This window comes from Paraburkholderia hospita (assembly GCF_002902965.1).
GTDB classification, from domain to species: Bacteria; Pseudomonadota; Gammaproteobacteria; order Burkholderiales; family Burkholderiaceae; genus Paraburkholderia; species Paraburkholderia hospita.
In genome coordinates this window covers 2,146,662-2,161,725 of the sequence record NZ_CP026105.1, presented here as the reverse complement: position 1 = coordinate 2,161,725, position 15,064 = coordinate 2,146,662, and the positions used below count along the sequence as shown (strand labels likewise).

General features: G+C 63.6%; 21 protein-coding genes and 2 tRNA genes. 14 read left to right on the top strand and 9 right to left on the bottom strand.

What is annotated here, in order from left to right; all coding sequences use genetic code 11:
- Positions 1-72: 72 nt before the first annotated feature.
- From aat to C2L64_RS09810, 3 genes are all read right to left on the bottom strand, one after another.
- A complete protein-coding gene (aat, locus tag C2L64_RS09820) occupies positions 73-810 on the bottom strand; it encodes a leucyl/phenylalanyl-tRNA--protein transferase (protein WP_090838811.1) in 738 nt (245 codons plus the stop codon).
- A gap of 19 nt (positions 811-829) precedes the next feature.
- On the bottom strand, positions 830-1,375 hold the full coding sequence (locus C2L64_RS09815) for an NUDIX hydrolase (protein WP_007737311.1): 546 nt from the start codon (positions 1,373-1,375) through the stop codon (positions 830-832).
- A gap of 201 nt (positions 1,376-1,576) precedes the next feature.
- Positions 1,577-1,653 (bottom strand) — tRNA-Met (locus C2L64_RS09810).
- 256 nt (positions 1,654-1,909) lie between these two features.
- On the opposite strand from C2L64_RS09810, the gene C2L64_RS09805 reads away from it, so the two are divergent.
- Positions 1,910-2,407: a heme-degrading domain-containing protein gene (locus C2L64_RS09805; RefSeq protein ID WP_007588048.1), complete on the top strand. Its 498-nt coding sequence runs from the start codon at positions 1,910-1,912 to the stop codon at positions 2,405-2,407.
- Positions 2,408-2,410: 3 nt separating this feature from the next.
- Positions 2,411-2,749: a DMT family transporter gene (locus tag C2L64_RS09800; RefSeq protein ID WP_007588046.1), complete on the top strand. Its 339-nt coding sequence runs from the start codon at positions 2,411-2,413 to the stop codon at positions 2,747-2,749.
- 27 nt (positions 2,750-2,776) lie between these two features.
- Here the strand turns inward: C2L64_RS09800 and C2L64_RS09795 are convergent, their stop codons facing one another.
- Together C2L64_RS09795 and C2L64_RS09790 are read right to left on the bottom strand one after the other, a co-directional pair.
- Positions 2,777-3,130, bottom strand: a complete 354-nt coding sequence (locus tag C2L64_RS09795) for a hypothetical protein (RefSeq protein ID WP_007737316.1) — start codon at positions 3,128-3,130, stop codon at positions 2,777-2,779.
- A gap of 150 nt (positions 3,131-3,280) precedes the next feature.
- A complete protein-coding gene (locus C2L64_RS09790) occupies positions 3,281-3,505 on the bottom strand; it encodes a hypothetical protein (RefSeq protein ID WP_090838813.1) in 225 nt (74 codons plus the stop codon).
- Positions 3,506-3,666: 161 nt separating this feature from the next.
- Here C2L64_RS09790 and C2L64_RS09785 point away from each other — a divergent pair, with 161 nt between their 5' ends.
- Entirely contained in the window at positions 3,667-3,942 is a 276-nt protein-coding gene (locus tag C2L64_RS09785) for a hypothetical protein (protein WP_079499483.1), read from the top strand.
- A gap of 223 nt (positions 3,943-4,165) precedes the next feature.
- Entirely contained in the window at positions 4,166-4,453 is a 288-nt protein-coding gene (locus C2L64_RS09780; RefSeq protein WP_090838832.1) for a DUF1488 family protein, read from the top strand.
- Positions 4,454-4,491: 38 nt separating this feature from the next.
- On the opposite strand, the gene C2L64_RS09775 is transcribed toward C2L64_RS09780, so the two are convergent.
- Complete coding sequence (locus C2L64_RS09775; protein WP_090838815.1) at positions 4,492-5,475, bottom strand: NAD-dependent epimerase/dehydratase family protein; 984 nt, start codon at positions 5,473-5,475, stop codon at positions 4,492-4,494.
- A gap of 128 nt (positions 5,476-5,603) precedes the next feature.
- Between C2L64_RS09775 and C2L64_RS09770 the strand changes: the two genes are divergently transcribed.
- The gene (locus C2L64_RS09770) at positions 5,604-6,362 is read left to right on the top strand and encodes a TetR/AcrR family transcriptional regulator (RefSeq protein WP_090838817.1); all 759 of its coding nucleotides are present in this window, start codon (positions 5,604-5,606) and stop codon (positions 6,360-6,362) included.
- A gap of 102 nt (positions 6,363-6,464) precedes the next feature.
- The gene (locus C2L64_RS09765; RefSeq protein ID WP_090838819.1) at positions 6,465-7,595 is read left to right on the top strand and encodes an enoyl-CoA hydratase/isomerase family protein; all 1,131 of its coding nucleotides are present in this window, start codon (positions 6,465-6,467) and stop codon (positions 7,593-7,595) included.
- A gap of 30 nt (positions 7,596-7,625) precedes the next feature.
- Here C2L64_RS09765 and C2L64_RS09760 read toward each other — a convergent pair whose 3' ends face one another.
- On the bottom strand, positions 7,626-8,045 hold the full coding sequence (locus tag C2L64_RS09760; RefSeq protein ID WP_079500145.1) for a hypothetical protein: 420 nt from the start codon (positions 8,043-8,045) through the stop codon (positions 7,626-7,628).
- A gap of 602 nt (positions 8,046-8,647) precedes the next feature.
- Here C2L64_RS09760 and ssuD point away from each other — a divergent pair.
- The 4 genes from ssuD to C2L64_RS09735 are packed head-to-tail and all read left to right on the top strand — an operon-like array spanning position 8,648 to position 11,869.
- The gene (gene ssuD, locus C2L64_RS09750) at positions 8,648-9,811 is read left to right on the top strand and encodes an FMNH2-dependent alkanesulfonate monooxygenase (RefSeq protein WP_090838825.1); all 1,164 of its coding nucleotides are present in this window, start codon (positions 8,648-8,650) and stop codon (positions 9,809-9,811) included.
- A gap of 58 nt (positions 9,812-9,869) precedes the next feature.
- Positions 9,870-10,700: an aliphatic sulfonate ABC transporter permease SsuC gene (ssuC, locus tag C2L64_RS09745; protein ID WP_090838827.1), complete on the top strand. Its 831-nt coding sequence runs from the start codon at positions 9,870-9,872 to the stop codon at positions 10,698-10,700.
- The gene (locus C2L64_RS09740; protein ID WP_090838829.1) at positions 10,697-11,608 is read left to right on the top strand and encodes an ATP-binding cassette domain-containing protein; all 912 of its coding nucleotides are present in this window, start codon (positions 10,697-10,699) and stop codon (positions 11,606-11,608) included. Before ssuC ends, C2L64_RS09740 begins: the two co-directional genes overlap by 4 nt.
- Before the next feature lie 45 nt (positions 11,609-11,653).
- Positions 11,654-11,869, top strand: a complete 216-nt coding sequence (locus tag C2L64_RS09735) for a TOBE domain-containing protein (RefSeq protein ID WP_007588023.1) — start codon at positions 11,654-11,656, stop codon at positions 11,867-11,869.
- 64 nt (positions 11,870-11,933) lie between these two features.
- Here C2L64_RS09735 and C2L64_RS09730 read toward each other — a convergent pair whose 3' ends face one another.
- On the bottom strand, positions 11,934-12,209 hold the full coding sequence (locus C2L64_RS09730; protein ID WP_079499489.1) for a hypothetical protein: 276 nt from the start codon (positions 12,207-12,209) through the stop codon (positions 11,934-11,936).
- A 209-nt stretch (positions 12,210-12,418) separates the two neighbouring features.
- Between C2L64_RS09730 and C2L64_RS09725 the strand changes: the two genes are divergently transcribed.
- A complete protein-coding gene (locus C2L64_RS09725; protein ID WP_007588020.1) occupies positions 12,419-12,619 on the top strand; it encodes a hypothetical protein in 201 nt (66 codons plus the stop codon).
- A gap of 34 nt (positions 12,620-12,653) precedes the next feature.
- Positions 12,654-12,905, top strand: coding sequence for a hypothetical protein (locus C2L64_RS09720; protein ID WP_007588019.1), 252 nt, complete (start codon positions 12,654-12,656; stop codon positions 12,903-12,905).
- 335 nt (positions 12,906-13,240) lie between these two features.
- Here C2L64_RS09720 and C2L64_RS09715 read toward each other — a convergent pair whose 3' ends face one another.
- On the bottom strand, positions 13,241-13,507 hold the full coding sequence (locus tag C2L64_RS09715; protein WP_007588017.1) for a hypothetical protein: 267 nt from the start codon (positions 13,505-13,507) through the stop codon (positions 13,241-13,243).
- A 341-nt stretch (positions 13,508-13,848) separates the two neighbouring features.
- Here C2L64_RS09715 and dusA point away from each other — a divergent pair, with 341 nt between their 5' ends.
- Both dusA and C2L64_RS09705 read left to right on the top strand, forming a co-directional pair.
- Positions 13,849-14,850: a tRNA dihydrouridine(20/20a) synthase DusA gene (dusA, locus tag C2L64_RS09710; protein WP_090838831.1), complete on the top strand. Its 1,002-nt coding sequence runs from the start codon at positions 13,849-13,851 to the stop codon at positions 14,848-14,850.
- A 92-nt stretch (positions 14,851-14,942) separates the two neighbouring features.
- A tRNA-His gene (locus tag C2L64_RS09705) sits at positions 14,943-15,018 on the top strand.
- The last annotated feature ends 46 nt before the right edge of the window (positions 15,019-15,064 follow it).

Here is a 15,064-nt window from a genome sequence, read left to right as displayed (position 1 = left end):
AGCATGCCCGGCGGACGCGTCCATGGCGATTGTCATCGTTCACGTGGCGTTGGCCCTCGACGACGCTGCGCATCACACCGCCGGCGCAAAAAGATCGCGCACGACGGTCTTGTCGAACGACCAGGGGATCGGCGCTGCGTCGACGTTCGCGCGCACATGCGCGACGAACGCCTTGCGCGTGATCTCGCGGCCGCCCAGCGACGCCAGATGCGACGTGTTCTGCTGGCAGTCTATCATTTCTATTTCGTGACGTCGCAAGTGGAAGACGAGCGCGGAGAGCGCAATTTTCGATGCATCGGTGACGTCCGCAAACATCGATTCGCCGAAGAACATTTTGCCGAACGACACGCCATACAATCCGCCGACGCGCTTTCCCTCGTGCCACGCTTCGATGCTGTGCGCTTCGCCGCGGCGGTGCAATGCCGTGTAAGCCTCGATCACGTCCGACGTGATCCAGGTGCCGCGCTGGCCGTGACGCGGCGCGAGCGCGCAGGCGCGCATCACGGCGGGGAAATCGGCGTCTACGCGGATTTCCCACGCGTCGTCACGCAGCACGCGCTTGAGCGTCTTTTTCAGCGAAGGCGAGATCTTGAACTCGCGCGGCCGCAGGACCATGCGCGGGTCGGGTGTCCACCAGAGCACGGGCTGACCGTCGGAGTACCACGGAAAAATGCCGCGCCGGTACGCGTCGATCAGCCTCGACGGCAACAGGTCTGCGCTTGCCGCGAGCAGGCCCGGCGCGCCGCTCGCTGTGGACAGCGCGCGTTCGACGGGCGGAAACGGATCGTCGGGGCCTAGCCAGGGAACCATGCGACAGCTGTCGTTGTGGTCAACCGTCGCGCAGCGAGCGGAAGATGTCGCCCGTGTGCAGACCGTAGTTGCCCGACGCGCGGTCGGTGAAGAAGAAGCGCAAGGTTTGCGCGACGGTCGGGAACGCGATGTCGTTCCATGGAATTTCGTGCTCTTCGAAGAGGCGCACTTCGAGGCTCTCTTCGCCTGCTTCGACATCGAGATCGAGCAGCCGCGCGAGGTAGAACAGATGCACCTGATGCACGTGCGGCACGTTCAGCAGCGTGTACAGGTTTTGCACTTCGACGCGCGCGCCGGCTTCTTCCAGCGTTTCGCGCGAGGCGGCTTCCGAGGTGGTCTCTCCCATTTCCATGAAGCCTGCGGGCAGAGTCCAGTAGCCGTAGCGCGGTTCGATCGCGCGCCGGCACAGCAGCACCTTGTCATCCCAGACGGGAACGGTGCCGACCACGTTGCGCGGATTCTGATAGTGCACGGTGCCGCAGCTCGCGCAGACGAAGCGTTCACGGTTGTCGCCGGGCGGGATGCTCAGGCTCACTGCGTGGCCGCAGACGGAACAGAATTTCATAGGAAGCGGATGGGAAACGGTGATGGGAGTGTATCACCGGGGAGCGGCGTGACGATGACGGAGGCGGACGACGTAAGTGCTGCGTGCGCGTGATGATTTCGTGTTGAAGCGAAGGCCGACCCGCAAAACAAAAAACCCGCCATGGGCGGGTTTGATGGTGCGACGGCTTGATGACGCTTGGAACATGTAACCAGTGAGTACTGGTTGCGGGGGTAGGATTTGAACCTACGACCTTCGGGTTATGAGCCCGACGAGCTGCCAGACTGCTCCACCCCGCGTCCGTCGAAGAAAAGATTATAGGGCAACCGCATGCTCAATGCAATCAGTTTTTAAGAATCGACATGAAAGTGTGGAAAGCGACGGTGATCTGGCTTGCCGCGACAAGTGCGTCGAAGGCGCATCGAATGCCCGTCGTTACTGTGAGAGCATGGCCATGTAGCGCACGACACGTGCGCTAGAATCCTCGTTCTTCGGTGCCGAACGAGACTTCTATCGCGTGCGGCACCGCATTCATCAATGCTCTCTCGACACGCCATGGACATCGCTCACGATTTGCAGTCGATCGCTGCGCAGGAACACTCGCTTGTCTTCCCTCATTTCGATGCCGACACCGCGTGGCAACTCGGCGCGTATCTGCGCGAGGTCGCGAAAGCGCGCGGCCTTGCGCTCGCCATCGATATCCGCACGTTCGGCCAGCCCATGTTCTTCTCGTTGCTGGAAGGCGCGACGCCGGACAACGTCAACTGGGCGCGCCGCAAGGGCAACACGGTCGCGTATTTCCGCTGCAGCTCGTATGCCGTCGGGCTGAAGCTGCAACAGTCGAACGCGACGCTGGCCGACAAACACAGTCTTCCCGTGGCCGACTATGCATCGCATGGCGGTGCGTTTCCGCTGACCGTGAAGGGCGCGGGCGTAATCGGATCGGTGACGGTATCGGGGCTGCCGCAACGCGCGGATCACGAACTCGTCGTCGAGGCGCTGTGCGCGCAACTCGGCCACGACTACAGCAAGCTCGCGCTTGCGAAGGCCTGACGCATGCGCGTGCCGCCCTATGCATTGCTCGGCATCGCCATCGTCGCCGAAGTGATCGCGACCTCGGCGCTGCGCGCGTCGGAAGGCTTCACGCGGCTCGTGCCCGCGCTCGTCGTGCTGCTCGGCTACGGCATTTCGTTTTACTGCCTGTCGCTCACGCTGAAGAGCCTGCCCGTCGGCATCGTGTATGCGATCTGGTCCGGCGTCGGGATCGTGCTGATCACGCTGGTCGCGATCGTGATGTATCGACAGGTGCCGGATCTTGCGGCTGTCGCGGGTTTGAGCCTGATCGTCGCGGGCGTCGTCGTGCTCAACCTGTTTTCGAAGATGCAGGCGCATTGACGCCGCGCGGCGCTGACAGCTAGTGAATCACTTGCAGCGAATCACCATCGAACGGTTCTTCACGCTCGCCGACACCACGTTCGTGACGCTGCCGCCTGCCAGGCCGCCATCGTCGCTGTCCTTCGAAACGATGTCGTAACCCGTCGCGCCGCACGCCTTGCCCGCCAGCACGTAGCACGATGCCCAGCTCGAACTCGCGTCCGCGCCGCTGCAGCTGACCGCGAAGCCGGTTTCGCCGTTGGGCAGGTTGATCAGCTTCGTTTCGTTCGACGACGCGCATGCGCCAAGGCTCGCAATCGCGAGTGCGGCAAGCGGCAGCGCGGCAGCACGAATCGCGTGGGAGACAAGAGGGTGGCGCGCGCGCCGTTCGATCGACTTCATTGTGTTTCCTTCCAGAAATAAGCTGTGACGCGAGCACTGCGAACGGGAGCCGCCAGCGTCGTCCTCCCGATATGGGTGACGAGCTACCGCTGGCGTGCCGCATTGCGGACATGACGCGGGCCATGGTGGCTTGACGAGACGTCGGGGGCCTCAGGCTTGCGGTCGGAGGCTCAAGTGTCCCGTTTCGGACAGATCGATTCGGATGCCCGCCTGCCCGACGAGGCGCCGGCTGTCGGCGCCTTCTTCCGTCGCCGCGTCCTCCCAGATACTGATCGCTTTCGGAATGTCGATGCCGTGACTTTCCGCGTATGCGAACCACGCGTTGGCCGCGTCCGGTTCGGCGATCTCGCGCTCTCGAAGCAAATATTTTCCCATATCGTCGGTTCTCGTCCGGAAATTGCAGGCGGCGCGCCCGTGTGCGCTTGTTGGGAGGGCCGCGCAGAACTTATCGCGCGGCGCGAGGACTTACCGTGTATCGCACGTGGCGTGCCGCGTGCTGTCGATTCCATTGCAGCAACATCGAACGAGAGGCGAACATGGCAGAGCGGGTGAGCGGCCCTTATCGGGGCTATTACATCAGCGCATCGGCGCGGCTCGTGCCGCCGCATGAGCAGGCGCGGCGCGCGGGCGAGCGGGAAGGGCTGTATGTCGGAGCGGTCAGTCTGTCGGAGCGCGGGCCCGATGATCCGCACCTGATCGAAACGCTGATCGAAATCGGCGACGAGCATCGCTTCGCGTCGGAAGACGAAGCGCTGGTCTTTGTCGAGAAGGCGGGCCGCGCGTATGTCGACCGGCTGCTGGACGGTGAGTGATTCGGGGCCCTACGCGCGCCGGTCGAGCACACGCATCAGACCGGACGGACGCGCCGCGCCGCTGAAGCAAGCCCGGCAAAACGCGACGTACCCGACGCTGGACCGTCGCATGCCGCTACGAGTACCATTAAGCCCGCTAATTGGGCCAGTGGTCCGCATGCCGGTTCTCGCGCACCTATGCGGCCACTCGCCTGGAACGCCGGATTTTCCCGATGAGGTCACCATGGAGATTCGTTTTCCCGCGGACGCGCCCGCTTACCGCGACTTCAATCTGACGCTGGTGTTTCCGGCGCTGGTCGACGGTGAGCGGGTGCCGTGCGCGATTTCCGTCGAAGCGCTCGAAGATCATTTCGGCGCCGACGCGAACGACACCGACGCCTGGCGCCGCGCATTCGACGCGGGCCGCGAGCGTATCGAAGCCGTCGCGCGCGAACATCTGCTGATCAGCAATGGCACGCCGGTTCTGCTCAAGAGCGGCCACTTTCCGCCGGGCAATCTCGCGAGTGCCTGAACAGCGCACATTACGAAGCGTTTGCGAGGCGGCGTCCGTCACGCCGCCTGCGCGCCAGCGGCCTGTTGCACCGCACGCTGCGCAGCCGCCAGCGACTGCGCAATGCCCGCTTCATACGATGTCTTCCTGACAGGACCAATCAGCCTGGTCAGCGCCGAGTCGTCGAGCACGACGGGGTCCGTCAGCAGGTAATGCATTTCGACCATTTCGCGCAGCAGCGGGTTGAAGAGACCCATGATGCGCAGCATCGTCTTGTTCGCCACCATTAGCTTCGGTTCGCGTTGCGCGAGCGCGTAGGCGCGTTCAGCGATTTCGCGCTGCGTGATGGTGCCCGCGCCTGCCAGATGCAGCACGCGGCCAAATGCTTCGGGCGTGCGCGAAAGGCGTTCGACGACTGGCCCCACGTCGGGCATGAACACGAATTCATGCGGCACGTCGATCGGGCCGATCATCTGCGCCCGTGTGCCTTTCGCCGCGCCTTCGAATACGCCATGCAGGAAGCTGCGCTCGACGCCCGGACCATAGAAGTCGGGTAGGCGCAGCACGAGCGTTTCGAGCCCGTCGTGGCCATGCGCGTCGATCACGAGATTCTCCTGTGCGAGCCGCATCTTGCCTTTGAACGTATGCGGCTCGCGCAGATGCGACTCGGTGACGGGCGTGCTGCGCGCGCGTCCATACGGATAAACGGTGCCGATCAGGATCAGGCGCTGCACGCCGGCCGCGCGCAGTCCGTCGAGCGTCTTTTGCATAAGCACGGGATGCTGTTCGAACTGGTGATACGGCACACCGACGAGATACACCGCCGTCTGCAAGCCGGCTGCCGCGGCGGCGATCGTGGCGGGATCGTCCGGATTCCACGTAACGACTTCCGCCAGAGGATCGTGACCGAACGACGCCTGTAGCGCCTGCCTCCCGCGTCCGATCACCCGATAGCGCCGGCCCGCCGCGCTGAGCGCGTGGGCGATGCTGCGTCCGGCGGCGCCCGCCGCGCCGAACAGCCCGATCTGTACTGCGTTTTCCATGACATCTCCCGTCGACGGCGCCCCGTTCTATCGTTGAGACTGAGCGCAAGAAATTTACTGAACACTGTTCACTGAACGATGTTCAGTTTAAATTGACTTTTCAGTTTGTCAACCGGAAAATCGGCGTCATGGGAATCGCTGAAAGAAAGACTCGTCAGAAACAGGAACTGCGCACGCGCATCCTCGACGCCGCGCGGCGCATCGTCATGCGCGAGGGCTTTGGCGCGCTGTCGATGCGCAAGATCGCCGATGCAATCGAATACTCGCCGGCCACGCTGTATCTGCACTTCGAAAGCCGCGATGCGATTGCGCGCGCGCTGTGCGCGGAGGGCTACGCGCAACTGCTGGCCAGTTTCGAGCCGTTGACGGCCATCGCCGATGCCGCTGAACGGCTCAAGGCGATCGGCCGCGCGTATGTCGCGTTCGGTGTCGCGCATCCGGAAACGTACCGGCTGATCTTCATGGAAGACCCGTCCTATACGGGCGCCGCGCTCGTTGGCGGGGCGGGCGCTGATGGCGGAGGTGACGAGGACCATGCAGACCACGCAGACGATAAGGCGTTCCGTTTGATGGTCGACTCGATCGATGCGCTCAAGGCAGGCGGCCGTCTGCCGGACGCGCCCGATAGCCAGGTGTGCGCCGAGGCGTTCTGGGCGACGATGCACGGCATCGTCGCGTTGCATCTGACGTGCCCCGTGTTTCCGCGCGCGCCGCTCGATGCCGTGGTGGACGCAGCGCTCGTCGCGTGGTTCGGCGCGGGCGACGCGACAACAGCAGCGAATAAGGACGAAGCGTCAGGCGAGGGCGCGACGCCCGCTCAGACGCAGCACGTCGACAAGCCGTCAAAGCCGCGGCGTGCCGCATCATCGAAACCGAAAGCCGCATAAGGCCAGGCCGGCGCATCCACGCCTGCCGGTTTCACTGAAGAAGTCCGATACGCGTGCTACCGTTTGCGTCGCACGCCCATTCAACCGCTTCACGCCCACACCATGTCGATACCCGAATCGCCCCGCGGCTCCGACGAGCTGATCGCCTATGTCGCCAATCGCATTGGCTTCATCGAACTGAACCGGCCGAAGGCGCTCAACGCGCTGTCGCTGGACATGATGCGCGCGATGCATGCGGCACTCGACGAATGGCGCGAAGATCCCGACGTGCTGGCCGTCGTCGTGCGCAGCACGAGCGAGCGCGCGTTCTGCGCGGGCGGCGACATCCGTTACCTGTATGAATCATTCCGCCGTGGCGACGGCGATGCCGTGGACACGTTCTTCATCGACGAATACCGGCTCGACCACGCCATCTTCACCTACACGAAGCCGTATATCGCGTTCATGAACGGCATCGTGATGGGCGGCGGTATGGGCATTTCGCAGGGCGCGCATCGCACGGGCGGCTTGCGTGTCGTGACCTCGACGACGCGCATGGCGATGCCGGAATCGCGCATCGGCCTGTTTCCCGATGTCGGCGCGGGCTGGTTTCTCGCGCGCACACCGGGCGCGATCGGCCGCTATCTTGCTGTGACGGGCGAGACGATCGGCCCGGCCGACGCGCTCTACGCGGGTCTCGCCGACGCCTGGCTGCCCGATCAGGCGATTCCCTCACTGATCGACCGCCTGAAGACGGAGTCATTCGAGCAGGGCGCCGACGTCGTCGCGGCCGTGCTGCGTGAAGCGCAATCGCACAAGATCGTGCCGACGCCCGACACATCGCCGCTCGCCGACGCGCGCACGTCGATCGACCGGCACTTCGCGCTGCCGGACATCGTGCAGATCATCCAGTCGCTCGATCGCGAAGGCGATTGCAACTACGCCGACTGGGCCGACCAGACGGGCGCCGTGCTGCGCGAGCGCTCGCCGCTGTCGATGGCCGTTGCACTGGAGGTGGTGACGCGCGCCGAAGGCACGATGGCGGAATGCCTGCGCCGCGATCTGGATCTGACGCGCTCGTCGTTCGAACGCGGCGACGCGCCGGAAGGCATCCGCGCGCGCATCATCGATAAAGACAACAAGCCGCAGTGGCGCTTTGCGCGCATCGAGGACGTGACGCGCACGGACGTCGAGAAGATGTTCGACAGCCCTTGGCCCGCGAACGAGCATCCGCTGCGCGACCTGCAGGGCTGAAGCAAAAGACGAACGAACGGGCGGGCGGCCTTAGTCCTCGCTCGCCATGAAGGCGCGCATGAATACGAGCGCGCCCCAGCCCCACATCGCATTCGACGCGAAGCCGAGCGCAAGGCGCGGCAGCATGTTGCCCGTCGGCCAGATGCCGCGAAGGGGATCGACGACGAACACGCCCGCCGCCGTCAGCACGATGCCGCCGAACACGAACGCCTGAACCCACGGCGCGGGCCGCTCGGGCGATACGCGCAACAGCCACGCCATCAGCACGCCCCATACCGAACTCCAGATCGCGTTGGCGATGAATTCCGGCAGCCCGATGGGCACGAACGGCGTGGTCGAGAACCCTGTCGGGTCGATGAGGCCGGCGGCGTGCAGGAGCGCGAGTGTCGACTCGTGAAAGAACAGCGACGCCAGAAAGCCGGACACGAACGGCAGGATGATTTTTTGCATGCTTGACAGCGACGGTCGCCGGGCGTCATTGACTTTGCGCAACGCCCGCGCAGGTTGATCGGAACGAGCGCCATTATATGGGTTGCGCGGCGCGGATCAGGTGCGCTGGCGGACGGTGCGCGTGCGCGGCGTATGCTGCAGCGTCAGGTAAAGCACGAAAGTGGAAAACCTAAGCTCAAAAAAATCGTTCAAAAGAAAGAGCGCGGTCCATAGACTGTTTTCCCATGCAGGCGGCGCAGCACGCATGAAGCACGCATGAAGCGTGTGCGAGAAGCACATGCGAGGCGCCGCTGCCCGACACGCAGCGCGCACATTGGATGAGGCGCGCTGCGTGCGCCGATCACATCGATTCACTTGAGAGAACTCGTCGCGATGTCCCATCCGATGCCCATTCGTGCTTGCCCGGCTGCGCCGTCCGCGGCGCGCGATCCAGGCCTGCCGGGCAGGCCGCCTCGCTGTCGCCGCTGACGCGGTCTTCTTCAATCACCCGTTTTCGATGCGCTGCGCGTGCGTGGCAGGGCGTGTCACGCCTTTCGCACGCGCCCGCAAGCAACGCATCCCGTCATCCCTAAGACATCAGACGAACAAGGCAGGAACTGCAGATGAATGTGTTCTGGTTCATTCCGACTCACGGCGACAGCCGCTATCTCGGCACGTCGCAAGGCGCGCGTGCAGCCGACTATGACTACTTCCGGCAGATCGCCGTCGCAGCCGATACGCTCGGCTACGAGGGCGTGCTGCTGCCGACGGGCCGCTCGTGCGAAGACGCATGGGTCGTCGCGTCGAGCCTGATTCCCGCCACCAAGCGCCTGAAGTTCCTCGTCGCGATCCGTCCGGGAATCTCGTCGCCGGGGCTGTCGGCGCGTATGGCGTCGACCTTCGACCGGCTGTCGGGCGGGCGTTTGCTGATCAACGTCGTGACGGGCGGCGATGCCGCGGAACTCGAAGGCGACGGGCTGTTCGTCGATCACGACACGCGCTACGAAATCACCGATGAATTCCTGCGCATCTGGCGCGGCCTGCTGACTAGCGCGCATCAGGGTGAGACCTTCGATTTCATCGGCAAGCATCTGACGTCGAAGGGCGGCAAGGTGCTGTATCCGCCCGTGCAGGACCCGCATCCGCCGCTGTGGTTCGGCGGCTCGTCGCCGGCGGCGCACGAGATGGCGGGCGAGCACATCGACACGTATCTGACGTGGGGCGAGCCGCCCGAAGCGGTCGCGAAGAAGGTCGCCGACATCCGCGCGCGCGCCGCGCAGCACGGCCGCAAGATCAAGTTCGGTATTCGCCTGCATGTGATCGTGCGCGAGACGGAAGACGAAGCGTGGGCAGCCGCCGACAAGCTCATCAGCAAGCTCGACGACGAAACGGTCGCCCGCGCGCAGGCGTCGTTCTCGAAGATGGATTCCGAAGGGCAGCGGCGCATGGCCGCACTGCACGGCGGCAAGCGCGGCTCGCGCCAGGACCTGGAGGTGTATCCGAACCTGTGGGCGGGCGTGGGCCTGGTGCGCGGCGGCGCGGGCACGGCGCTCGTCGGCAGCCCGGAGCAGGTCGCGGCGCGCATGCAGGAATACGCGGACCTTGGCATCGAGACGTTCATTCTGTCCGGTTATCCGCATCTCGAAGAGTCGTACCGCTTTGCCGAGCTCGTGTTCCCGCTGCTGCCGGGTCGGCAGCAGGCGGCGGTGAGCGGCAGCCTGCCGCTGTCGGGGCCGTTCGGCGAAATCGTCGGCAACAACTATGCGCCGAAGGCGTCGCAAAGCTGATTCGTTGTCCGGAGGCGATGCGCAACGACGCGTCGCTTCATGAAAGGAGTGCTGGTTTATGTCGACTGTTTCTGGCAACCGTGCTGCGGGTTTCAATCTCGCCCGCCTGAACCTGGGGCCGCTCGCGCTCAGGCTCGCGCCGTGGATCGTGCCGCTCGTCATCCTGCTCGCGTGGGAAATCGCCGCGCGCAGTGGCGTGCTGTCGACGCGTGTGCTGCCCGAGCCGCTCGCCGTCGTGAAGGCCGCGTGGTCGCTGATCGAGTCGGGCGAAATGTGGGCTGACGTGAAGGTCAGTACGTGGCGCGCGGTGTCGGGCTTCGCGATCGGCGGCGGCATCGGTTTCGTGCTCGGGCTTGCGACAGGTCTGTTCCGGCCCGTCGATATCGCGCTCGACACGACCGTGCAAATGATCCGCAACATCCCCGCGCTCGCGATGATTCCGCTCGTGATCCTTTGGTTCGGTATCGAGGAGGAGGCGAAGGTGTTTCTGGTGTCGCTGGGCGTGTTCTTTCCAATCTATGTGAACACGTATCACGGCATCCGTTCCGTCGACGCGAATCTGATCGAAATGGCACGCAGCTACGGCGTGAAGGGTTTCGCGCTGTATCGCGACGTGATCCTGCCGGGCGCGCTGCCGTCGATTCTCGTCGGCGTGCGTTTCGCGTTCGGGCTGATGTGGGTCACGCTGATCGTCGCGGAAACGATCTCCGCGCAATCGGGCATCGGCTACATGACGATGAACGCGCGCGAGTTTCTGCAAACGGATGTGGTGGTGGTCGGGATTCTGCTGTATGCGGCGCTCGGCAAGCTCGCCGACATGCTCGCGAAAGGGCTCGAGCGGGTGTCGCTGCGCTGGCATCCCGCGTATCAACGAGGAACGAAAGCATGATTGCGAGCACATTGTCCGTATTGATGGGCGGGATCACGGGCGCGGATCTCGAAGACGAGCTTCGGCAGCAGGGCACGCATGAGCTTGCGTCGACGCAAGCACCCGCGCTGCGCGAGATCGCACGTGAAAAGCACGATATTTCGGTCGAACTGCGCGGCGTTGGCAAACGCTACGGCGAGCGCGCGGTGCTCACGGACTTCGATCTGTCGATCAAGCGCGGCAGCTTCGTGTCGATCGTCGGACGCAGCGGCTGCGGGAAGTCGACATTGCTGCGGCTGATCGCGGGTCTCGAAGCGCCGACCTCGGGCACGCTCGACAAACACGCCGACGGCTCGCATCCCTTCGACACGCGGATCATGTTTCAGGACGCGCGTCTGCTGCCGTGGAAGACGGTGCTGCAGAACGTGATGCTGGGCCTCGGCCGTTCATCACGCGACAAAGCGCGCGCGGTGCTCGACGAAGTCGGCTTGCTCGAACGCGCGAACGACTGGCCCGCGCAACTGTCGGGTGGCCAGCGGCAGCGCGTCGCGCTGGCGCGCGCGCTCGTGCATCGGCCGCAACTGCTGCTGCTCGACGAGCCGCTTGGCGCGCTCGACGCGTTGACGCGCATCGAAATGCACGCGCTGATCGAGCGCTTGTGGCGTGAGCACCGTTTCACTGCGCTGCTCGTCACGCACGACGTGCAGGAAGCCGTCGCGCTCGGCGATCGCATTCTGCTGATCGAGGAGGGCAGGATCGCGCTCGATCAACCCGTGCCACTCGCGCGGCCGCGCGAGCGGGCGACGGCGGCATTCGCGCAACTCGAAGAACGCGTGTTGCAGCGTGTGATGAAGACACGCGCAACCGACGAACCCGCACCTCAGGATGCCCGCACCGTGCATGCACGCGATATCCGCTGGGCAGTTTGAACGCTGGCTGGATACTTTTTCATCGACCCACCGGAGCTATCCGATATGAGCATTTCCGCGATCAACGTACGCAACCAGTTCAAAGGCAAAGTGAAGGAAATCATCCGCGGACCCGTCGTGTCCGAAGTCGATGTCGATACGCCGTTCGGCGTCGTCACGTCGGTCATCACGACGCGCTCGATCGACGAACTCGAACTGAAGGTCGGCGCGGAAGTGGTCGCGCTCGTCAAGTCGACGGAGGTGTCGATCGCGCGCCTGTAACGCGCGCTGTTGCCGCTGTTGCTTGTGACGCGCGGCGCTTTGTCGAAGCCGCCGACGCTGCCCGCTATTTCGCGTTCGTCGCGCTGGCGGGCGGGTGAACCGACATGTCGTCGTTGGGCGGCTTGCGCGGCTTCTTGACGGGCATGTTGTCGGGATTGGTCGCGCTCGCCGCGCCCGAGGCCGCCGCGGGCGGCGGTTTCACCATCGTCGTGCCGCCCGTTTGCGGCGCGACGGTCTGGCCCCACGCCAACTGCGCGACACCCGCCGATGCCGCAAGCACGGCGGCGCTTCCTATCGACGCCCATGCATGACGTCTGAGTTTCATCATCGTCGCAATCATTGGGTTCTCTCTGCGGTTTTTTTCTCCTGTTGCTAGGCGCGTGCCAGCCGCTGCGGGCCGCGCGTTCTTCTGCATCGGATAGCGCGTGCGGGCGCGCACCGCGTCCCGTCCCGTCCCGGCAATCCTGGCTGGAAGTGCTAGCATGAATTCAGCATCGACTGGCGCATTGCCATACGGGCGGCGCGCCGCCAACGAATGTGGAGGCTGCGATGACGAAGTCCTTGAGTGCGGTTGCAATCGATACCTTACGGCAACTGAACGACATCGGAACCGGGCAGGCGGCGCCTGCCGTCGAGCCCGTCGTCGAGAAAGAGTTGCTGGGAGCGGGGCTGGTGGCGAAATCGGGGAAGGGCGCGGGCGTCGAAATCACCTGCGACGGCAGGAAGTATCTGTCCGGCGATTGCGACTGATCCGGCGACTGAACCTGAGACGGAGGGACGCGCGATGGAGCCGAAAGGCATCGACATGGGCGACTACCAGGAGCGCTACAAGGAGTTCGAGATGGAGGTCTGCGTCGAGCAGGTGCTGACGGGCGTCAAGGCGCACTTCCGCATACTGAAGGACGACGCGGTGATGTTGGACTGGCGGCTGGTGCCGATCGACGGCTTCTGGCCGACCGAGCACGCAGCGGCCGAAGCGGGCTTCCGCGCAGCGCGCGAAGCCATCGATGTCGAACTGCTGGCCGCAGGCGGATAGTCGTTTCACACGGCGCAAAAAATAAAGCCGGATGCTCTGAGAAGAACATCCGGCTGAACTACACCTGCAACAACAGACTGCGTGGTACTGCCAGGGTACGGCAACTTCCAACTGCTGGTACTTCCAGATACTGCTACTTCGCCATCAACGGTACTGCTTTACTACGGTCAAGCTTTGATTGCGGTACTGCTACATCTGGAACTGCAACTTCAAGACTACCTGCTGCCACTTCTACGACGACTGCAACTGCAAGTACTGCGTGCTACCAGTGCTGCTCGATACTGCTGGGTACTGCCTGCTACGAAACTGCTGTGTGCTTGCGGTCCTGTTTCGGCTTAGTGGCCGAAGAACACCGAGCCCGGGCCCGTCACGGGCTCATGCTTGCCAGCTTGCGACGAACCGTTTTGCACGCCGCCGTAGGCGTTTGCATTGGCTTGTTGCGCTTCAGCTGCCAGCGTTTCCGCGTTCTGGCCTTGTTGCGATGCCGGTGCGCCAACCGTCGGGTTGTAGTGCGGAGCCGGACCGTAGCCGCTTGCGAAAGCGGGAGCAGCCAGGGTAGCGGAAGCGGCGATCAGAACTGCGGCGATAAGCTTGGTCTTCATGGTGAACTCTCCGTAATGTTTTGATTCAGTAAGACGTTGCGGTCTTTGCTTTGCAGCGGTCTGTTCGCAACGTCGATGGAATGCAGTGTATACCCCTACTATCGGTTTTTTGTGCCGATAATTTGAAATTACTATTCTGAGATTAGAAACAATGCTGGGAGGCAGGCTGGGCGGGGTTTTGCCGCGTATGCACCCTTATAAGCGGGGCGTCACGACTCGAAAAACCTTATGTAAATCATGGGCTTCCGGGGTTGCTGCGGCGCAAAATGAGGGGTTTGGGGCGCGCTTGCGGTAAAATTGCGGGCTGAATTCACGCTGTTTTCTTTCTGGTCCGCTGCCTCATGTCTTCGAAGCCTGTTTCCAGTCCCCGTCGCGTATCCGTGGCGCCCATGATGGACTGGACTGATCGCCACTGTCGCTCGTTTCACCGCACGCTGTCGCGGCACACCTGGTTGTATACGGAGATGGTGACGACGGGCGCGCTGATTCACGGCGACGTCGAGCGCCACCTTGCGTTTACCGCCGACGAAGCGCCCGTCGCCCTGCAACTCGGCGGCAGCGAGCCGGACGATCTGGCGCGCTCGGCGAAACTCGGCGAGCAGTGGGGCTACGACGAGATCAATCTGAATTGCGGCTGTCCGTCGGAGCGTGTGCAGCGCGGCGCATTCGGTGCGTGTCTGATGAACGAGCCGCAACTCGTCGCCGATTGCGTGAAGGCGATGCGCGATGTGGTGTCGGTGCCCGTGACGGTCAAGCACCGGATCGGCGTCGATGACGTCGAAGACTACGCATTCGTGCGCGACTTCGTCGGCACGATTGCCGAGGCCGGTTGCGAGGTCTTCATCGTGCACGCGCGCAATGCGATCCTCAAAGGCCTCAGCCCGAAAGAGAACCGCGAGATTCCGCCGCTTAAGTACGACTACGCGTATCGGCTGAAGCGCGATTTTCCGCAGCTCGAGATCATCATCAACGGCGGGATCAAGACGCTCGACGAAGTCGAAGCACACTTGCAGCATGTGGACGGTGTGATGCTGGGCCGTGAGGCGTATCACAACCCTTACGTGCTCGCCGATGTCGACGCGCGTTTCTACGGCTCGACGGATGCCGCGCCGACCCGCGAAGAAGCGGAAGCGAAGCTGATCGAGTACTGCCGCGCCGAACTCGCGCGCGGCACGTATCCGGGCGCGATCGTGCGTCATGCGCTGGGGCTGTATCGCGGCGTGGCGGGTGCGCGCGGATGGCGGCGCGTGCTGTCGGACAGCAAGAAGCTCCAGGCGCGCGATCTCGCAATTTTCGACGAAGCGCGACAGCATTTGCGCGAACCCAGCGAAATCTTTGAATAAAGGGCTTTGCAAATACGGTTCGTGTTTGTATAATCTCGCTTCTTCGTTGCTGAGCGCCGCTCTGCGGCAGGCGGCGAAGATGTAGTGCAGTGGTGGCTGTAGCTCAGTTGGTAGAGTCCAGGATTGTGATTCCTGTCGTCGTGGGTTCGAGTCCCATCAGCCACCCCAAAAGATTCAACTGCATCAAGCAGTTAGGCAAACGAAGCCGTTCCGG